We start from the raw sequence: 5,545 nt of genomic DNA, 5'->3' as shown, positions 1-5,545 counted from the left end.
AAAGCAGACTCTATGAATTAATCAGTGCTTCCCTAGAGGCCAACTTCGGCTGACTTGGAAACTCTATGCAGAGTCTCCACAGAGCAGCAAAATCTCACTCTCCCATGGTATGCCGCAGGCTGGAGATCTCTCGACTCAGCGTCTCAATAGCCCCCAGGTCTTTACCCTCCATACCGGCACGTCCCCCCGCTCGAGATGACGGTGGCGGCAGGCTGCCTACAGTCATAGGGTGGTCATAAAAAAGGGCTGTGAAGAAATGATGACCATTTTTTCACAGCCCTTTTTCAAAAGAGAGTATCAGATGAGGATCATGCTGCCTGCTGCCAAAAGGAGGCAGTAGGTGACGCGGTTGAACATTTTCTGGTTAATCATATCGTGGATTTTATTTCCCAGGTAAATGGCAATGACCAGAGGAATGACGCCCAGCGCCAGAAGTTCGAAGAATTCCGTGTTGTAAAGGCCTTTCTGGTAGTCATTGAACATGAGCACCAGGTTCAGGATGGTCCACACGGAAGCCACGTTGGCACGGAAGGAATCCTTGTCCCGGAAGGTGGCTACCAGGTATACCACCAGCAGAGCGCCGCCGGAGGCAAACATACCGTGGATAATGCCGGCGCCAAGGAGTACGGGAATGGCAATCCAGTTCGGCAGGGCGGAAGCGGACTGCTTGAAAATCAGGTTCTTCAGTGCTACCCCTACGATGATGGCGCCATAGAGGGGCACCAGGATATGGGGGTTCACCACATTGTAGAGGTGAATGCCGATGGCCATGCCTACCAGCATGAAGACCACGATACGGAGCAGTTCCTTCGGATTGATATATTTCCGGTTCTGGAACATAAGCAGGGCGCACACCAGCCAGCAGATTACATTAATGACCGCCTTGGCCATATCCGGCCCGTAGAGAAGGATGGTAGGCGGAATGGAAAGCATGACCCCTGCAAAACCGGTCAGGGCCTGCACGATATTGGAAATAAATACGGCTGCCATAAAGAGGGCAAATTTTACAAATTCAGGAAGCATCATCAAGTCCATACAAATCACCACATTTCTAAAAATTTCTGTTTTCTTCGGGAGCTCTCTCCTTAAGGAAGCCCCGGTGTTTTCTTTGTTGATGCTATTATAACCCCGGTTTTTGCACAAAAAGCCTCTTTCCTGAATCCGTATAAGCCTATCTAATTATGTCATTGAAATTATACTCTTCTATCGTATAATTAGATATATAACTTTTCAATTTTTCTTTACATAAAATCATAATGGAACTTATATATGCTTTATCCGCATAGTAGATTTTATGGGCCTTACGGAAGTCATCCCTTATCTCCGGTACATAAAAAAATTGACTCTTACTCTATTTTCCTGTCTTTTTTCAAGCCTGCTATAGAATTTCTCTATATGGGTGTAAAAGACCTTTGGTACCTCTTGACAGGATTTCAGAAATCCCGATTTCCTGCTGCCCGTTTCCTATTCTCCCCGTTTCCTGTATAATAAACATATCATGATACCCATTCTGTTCATCCAGCCTATCCGCTGAGAAAGGTAACCTATGTCTGACAATACCATTCCACTTCCCCAGGGAAATCATACGAAAAACAGGAAAGCCGATTTATTTGAGAAATACATGAAGAAAGAAGGCCTGAACTTCTTCCGCCGCCAGGACAGCCATGATTCCTACGACACCGTGGTCTTCATGACCGCCATCCCCGCCGGAGAGCACCACAAGCTGGTGGCTGCGGTGATTACCGACAACAGCATGTACACCCTCCTTCGCGTCCATCTGGGCACCGCCCCCAAGGGCCCCGCCAGAAAGACCTTCCTTGCCTTCCTGAACGACCTGAACGCCCATCATGCCATCCTGAAATACACCATCAGCTCCGATGAAAATGTATTCCTGGACGTGACCTTCACCAGCCGGTTGGAAAACTTCGACGCCGAAGTGATCCGCACCACCCTGGACATTGTAGTGTACCAGCTCTCCCAGTCCTACGACGACATCGCCCGCCGTCTGGACAAGCCGGGAGACCAGACCAACGGATTTACGCTGTAAAGGGCCGCGCAGCGGTCCCGCGCCCTTTGGGCGCGAAAGGTTCTTAAGATGGACCGGCCCTGAGGGGCCGGAGGGTTCAAAAGGGAGGTTGACGGGGCTTCGCCCCGAAGGTTGTGGCCGCCTGACGGCGGCGGGTTGTGTTCGCTGCCGCTCAAAGGGGCGACGGGCCTTTCAGGCCCGAGGGTTGTGGTATCGCCCACGGGGCCACTGTCCCACCAGTCCACCAGGGAATACCTTTGGCAGCATTTATACTGGCGCCGAAAGGCACCTCTACCCTTCTGCCTTCCGGAATACAGGCTCCCACCACTTCCCAGGGGATAGCGTAAGCGGACAGCCGACAGCCATTCCCTGCCCCCTGAGCGTCAGCGAACACAACCTTTGAGCGAAGCGAACTCAACCTGCGGCGCCAGCCGCGCCCCCTTCTTTTTGCTATCGGGAACCCCCATCACCACCACAAATGTCACCCACTACCAAAGGAGCATTTTCATGATTCGTCCTATTGTCAAAGATATCCTCTTCCTCCAGCGGAAAGCGGAGAAGGCCAGCCGGAAAGATGCTTCTGACGGCCGGGACCTTCTGGACACCCTGACCGCCCACAGTGATACCTGCGTAGGCCTGGCCGCCAATATGATCGGCAGCACGAAGGCCATCATTGCCATCAAAGACGGCAGCCGCAGTATCCTTATGTATAACCCGGTGCTGGTGAAAACCTCTCCGTCCACCTACGACGCAGAGGAGGGCTGCCTTTCCCTTTCCGGCCGCCGCCCCTGCCGCCGCTATGACTGGATCGAAGTCCGCTATGAGGATGAGGATTTCCACAAAAAGAAAAAACGGTTTGACGGATGGACGGCGGAAATCATCCAGCATGAAATGGACCACCTGCAGGGAATACTGATATGAAAAAAACGCAGCCCAGCGCTGCGTTTTTTGATTTCCATTATATTTCACTAAATTTCCAAGGCAGGTCATGCTTATAAATAGTATAATAAAAGGGACCATCCGGAGAATCATTTGCCGGAACTCTAGGAGGAACCATGAAAATTTCCATCATCGGCGCCGGAAGCACAGCCCTGGCCGGAGCCGCTTATTTTAATCTGAAAAATGTGCCCTGCCAGGTGTATGTGCGAAACCGCATCAAGGCGGCCTGCTGGGACCAGTCGCCCCTCACGGTGCGGGGAAAGATCGACACCTCTCTCTACGTGCCTTTCACCAATGACCTGAAGAAAGCAGTAGACGGCGCAGACATCCTCATGGTGTGCACCCATGCCACGGACCACGAAGCGGTGGTGGAGGAAATCGCTCCCTACCTCCACGACGGACAGTGCCTGCTCTTCATGAACGGCTGCTGGGGCGCCATCAAGGCCTGCCGCCTGCTGTCCCGCATGCAGAACGTGCCTTCCATCACCATTGCGGAAACCGCCAACATGCCCTTCATTGCCCGTCTGTCGGCGGATTACAAAACACTGGATTTCAAAGCCATCAAAGAAGAAATCGGCTATTCCTGCCTGGGGGAAGAAGGAGAACTCAGCACCCTGCTCCATCTCATGGCCCCCAAGGTGAGCCGGGTGGCCTCTCCCGCCTCCACCTCCCTGTCCGCCACCAACCCCATCATCCACGTCACCGCCTGCCTCTTCAACGTGACCCGCATTGAAAACGGGGAATCCTTCCATTTCTTCGGCGCGCCCCTCACCAAGAGAGTGGCCGCCTACATGGAAGCCTGCGACGAAGAAAGGATTGCCATAGGCAAAGCCCTGGGCCTTTCCCTTTCCTCCCTCCTGGATGTACTGAACGCGTCCTGGGGAGAAAAGAAGGAAACCCTGTACGAAGCCCTCACGGAAAACGAATCCTACAAGACCGTCATGGGCCCCGCTGACCTCAAAGGCCGCTACTTGTCCGAAGACCTTCCCTGCGGCATGGGCAGCCTTCGGGACCTCTCTGATATGATGCACATAGAGGCGCCCCATATCAGAAGCCTGGTGGATACCCTGTCCCTGTACCTGGGAAAGACCTACCAGCCCTTCCTGACGCCCCAGGATCTCCGGGTCATTAAAAGCTTGAAATGATAGGGACGCTGCGCGTCCCGGGTTCAGAGGGTTCAAAGGGTTCAGAGGGTTCAGAGGGTTCAAAGGGTGGTGGATTGCCGCTTCGCGACAATGAGTATAAATACCGCCTGACGGCGGTTCCACCAACTTAGAGTATCAATGTGCCATGCAGCCTTGTCCACCCCTTCGCCACTTCGTGGCCCTCTTCCCCTAAAGGGGACGCAAGGGCGTTCCGGGAATACCTTCCCGCCGGGCAAGTCATTCTGAGCCGCAGGCGAAGAAGCTCCGTAAGCGCCGATCGTGCCTCATCTGCCGGTAAATACCGGTCGGCGGGAAGCAGTTGGAGCAATCGGCAGCAGACCGATGCAGCAGGAGATTTCTCCACTCCTCTTCCGACCGTCGAAATGACAAAGGAGCAGGGCAGCTGTATTCCCGAATGGGTGCAGCCCTGCCGCAAACCGTCATCCCCCATCCCATCTATCGTCTATCTTCCCCCATCTAATCCCCCTAATTATGACCATCAGTCTAAAAATACTTGCTTTATCTTCCCAAATTGCATATAATTTCAATTATGCGACTTTATTTCAAACAAAAACTTATGCATTGAAAGGATTACCACAGTGATAGAAGCCATTTACAAAAGAAGAAGTGTACGTCATTTCCTTCAGAAACCCATCCCCCAGGAAGACCTGGACCAGATCCTGGAAGCAGGTATGTGGGCGCCCTCTGAAAAAAACGCCCAGCCCTGGAAATTCATCGTCATCCGCGGCGCTGAACGGAAAGCCATGGTGAAACAGCTGAAAGAGGGCATCATGAAAAACCGGAAAGGCGAAGAAAACGCCATTTTCGGAAAGAAATACGAAAAATTCATCCCCTCCGCCATCTACACCGCCAGGGTACTGGAACAGGCACCGGTGATCGTATTCGTCATGAACACCAAAGGCCTGAACTACAGAGAAGACCACCCCAAGGACGAATACCTCATGGAACTGGCAGACATCCAGTCCGTCAGCGCAGCCATCCAGAACATGTGCCTCGAAGCCACCGCCCGAGGCATCGGAAGCCTCTGGACATGCAACGTCTTCTTCGCCTACGACGAACTGAAAGAATGGCTTCATGAAGAAGGTGAAATGGCAGCAGCCATCGCCTTCGGCTACACCGGCAAAGAAGTTCGTTCCCTCCCCCGGAAGCCGGTGGACCAGGTCGTGGAATACCGCGGCGACTACCCCGACGAATGGAAAGAAATGCTGAAATAAGAAAAAGCAGTGGACTTTCTCCACTGCTTTTTGTATACATAAATTTCTCAAATGACCGCCGGCTGCCGGCCTCTACGTCATTTCAAGCGATGCTGCATATGGTTATGGATGGTCATGCCTTTGTTCTATTGAAACTCTGCACCCCGCAATCTCTGACGCGATGAGGCACTATTGCAGAATGAGATTTCTCCACTCTGTGG

General features: G+C 52.7%; 5 protein-coding genes. 4 read left to right on the top strand and 1 reads right to left on the bottom strand.

The genetic code is table 11. The features are described 5' to 3' along the window. Positions 1-297: 297 nt before the first annotated feature. Positions 298-1,035 (bottom strand): sulfite exporter TauE/SafE family protein, encoded by a 738-nt coding sequence (locus B2Y11_RS00165; protein WP_291054500.1) that lies wholly within the window; start codon positions 1,033-1,035, stop codon positions 298-300. A 511-nt stretch (positions 1,036-1,546) separates the two neighbouring features. Here B2Y11_RS00165 and B2Y11_RS00160 point away from each other — a divergent pair. The 4 genes from B2Y11_RS00160 (at position 1,547) to B2Y11_RS00145 (ending at position 5,345) form a co-directional block, all read left to right on the top strand. Further along, positions 1,547-2,047, top strand: a complete 501-nt coding sequence (locus tag B2Y11_RS00160) for a YbjN domain-containing protein (RefSeq protein ID WP_291054497.1) — start codon at positions 1,547-1,549, stop codon at positions 2,045-2,047. A 486-nt stretch (positions 2,048-2,533) separates the two neighbouring features. Further along, a complete protein-coding gene (locus B2Y11_RS00155; RefSeq protein ID WP_291054495.1) occupies positions 2,534-2,947 on the top strand; it encodes a peptide deformylase in 414 nt (137 codons plus the stop codon). A 134-nt stretch (positions 2,948-3,081) separates the two neighbouring features. Further along, positions 3,082-4,110, top strand: coding sequence for an NAD/NADP octopine/nopaline dehydrogenase family protein (locus tag B2Y11_RS00150; protein WP_291054491.1), 1,029 nt, complete (start codon positions 3,082-3,084; stop codon positions 4,108-4,110). A gap of 599 nt (positions 4,111-4,709) precedes the next feature. After that, positions 4,710-5,345, top strand: a complete 636-nt coding sequence (locus tag B2Y11_RS00145; protein WP_291054488.1) for a nitroreductase family protein — start codon at positions 4,710-4,712, stop codon at positions 5,343-5,345. The last annotated feature ends 200 nt before the right edge of the window (positions 5,346-5,545 follow it).

The organism is Dialister sp. UBA1703, assembly GCA_002320515.1.
Taxonomy (GTDB): Bacteria; Bacillota; Negativicutes; order Veillonellales; family Dialisteraceae; genus Dialister.
The sequence above is the reverse complement of the archived record's forward strand: the minus strand, read 5'-3'. Positions and strand labels throughout refer to the sequence as shown.